At 51.3% G+C, this 1,866-nt stretch carries 2 protein-coding genes; one reads left to right on the forward strand and one right to left on the reverse strand.

The features are described from left to right. Positions 1–753, reverse strand: a 753-nt coding sequence (locus H6F43_RS00875) for a DNA double-strand break repair nuclease NurA (RefSeq protein ID WP_190340144.1), incomplete at its 3' end; no start/stop codon positions are given. A 508-nt stretch (positions 754–1,261) separates the two neighbouring features. Between H6F43_RS00875 and pilM the strand changes: the two genes are divergently transcribed. Further along, a partial coding sequence (pilM, locus tag H6F43_RS00880) for a type IV pilus assembly protein PilM (protein ID WP_190340145.1) occupies positions 1,262–1,866 on the forward strand: 605 nt, incomplete at its 3' end.

The raw sequence follows: 1,866 nt of genomic DNA on the forward strand, positions 1-1,866 counted from the left end.
CGCTTCCCCACTACGCGAGGCGCTGACGTAGCCCACTAAGGGAATGTTGAGCGATCGCAGTCGCTCCCACGCCTCCAGAATTGGCGTCAGAATGCGATCGCGCGCCTCCGATGGCAACTGCTCCAGAAACCAGTAAATTAGCGATCCATCCACCATCGCTACAACCGGCGGCGTGGTCAGAAGGGACAGTTGACGATCGGAGCTTTGAGCTTTGAGCTTTGAGCTTTGAGTTTTGGACGGGGCAGGCTCCCTCACCCCTTCTGCTAGCTCTGCCAGCACGATCGCCTCTGACACGGTTCGCCGATAGCCCATCCACTCTTCCGTCCGAATGCCCCACTGCCGCGAAATATACAAGTCTTCGGGGCGGTAAAACACTTCTGGCTGGCTATCTAATAGGGGCAGACGGTTCTGCCCGTAGTGCAGCAGAATCCGACCCACGTTGATTAGATAGCAGTAGGCAATTTCGTGGTGGTTGGGAGCAATCTGAGACCCATCAGTCGCGAGGACAGTGTGGGCAGCGGGTGGCGTAGGAATGGCAACGCGTTGATTAAGTGACTCTAGAGGCGCAGCAGCGGTGAAGCCGAGGCGATCGTGCCAGGTTTGCTGCTGTCCGACCAAATTTTGCTGCTGTTGCACGGCTTGCTTGAGCAGCGTTTGTGCCAGTTCTAGCCGCTGACGAGTAGCGGTTGCCTCCAGGGTTAGATACTGACTAATTCCCTGCATCTGCTGAGCGAGTTTGGTGAGATCAAGCATGGATTGGAACAGCGGATCAACTGTGGAAGAATGGAGTTCTTTAAAGGAAAAAATGGCTACCGGACAGCGGAAAAGTTCGTTTACCTCCTCATCTTTGCGCGTCTTCCAACTTCTTGCAAAAATTTTTTGCTCAATCCTGCAAATTGTGTGTAACATCGCTTGTGAGTAGGTGAAATCCTCAAGCGGGAAACATCTCTAAGGTGGCGATCGTGCTTAAGCAATTTGAGTCGATCAAGAGGAATAATGGCGTTGGAGTTGACGCGAACGAGCATGGGTTGATTGATTAGGGTCAGTCATGGGGAATCATTATCCGTCGGGTTGTCGATTACCCATGACCCATTACCTCATTGAGAAATAAGCGTATACAATGTTCGCATTGTTTAAGCTTTGTATCGTTGTCAATCAAGCTGATCGTTTTGCTGGACAGTTAGGTACCATGCATCCAGTATTCTTTGGGGATAAAAGCCGTTTCGTCCCCGTGAGTTGATATTAGTGAGTCAGTAACGTCGTGGTTAGTAACCTGAGAAATCTACTGTCAAAATCGTCGCGGGGCATCGGGATTGAGCTAGCCTCCGATCGCATCAATGTGGCTCAGTTGCGAAAGCAGGGGGCTGGATTTAAGCTAGCCGCTTTGTCTTCAACTCCCGTTCCAGAAGGCATGTTTCAGGAAGGACAGATTGTGGATTCGCCAGGAATGGCGGAGCTAATTCAATCCATTCTGGCGGAGAACAAAATTAAAGTGAAGCGCGTTGCCACCGCTGTTGCGGGAGGACGCGATACCGTGACTCGGATTATTCCGATTCCCGCAGAGCTGAACGACCAGGAACTGCGGGAAATGGTGTTGAACCAGGAAGCCAGCCTTTACCTTCCGTTTCCCCGCGAAGAGGCGGATGTGGATTATCAAAAACTAGGGCTGTTTGTGGACGAAGACGGCATCGAGAAATTTCAGGTTTTATTAGTAGCAACCCGTAGAGAAATTACTGATACCTACATTCAGACGTTTCAGCAGGCGGGGCTTCAGATCGACGTATTGGAAATTAGCAGCTTTGCGCTGATTCGTACGATTCGCGAACAGCTCCGTCAGTTTTCGTCGCAAGAAGCCGTGGCGCTGGT

Source organism: Leptolyngbya sp. FACHB-36, from assembly GCF_014695955.1.
In the GTDB taxonomy this organism is placed as follows: Bacteria; Cyanobacteriota; Cyanobacteriia; order Leptolyngbyales; family Leptolyngbyaceae; genus FACHB-36.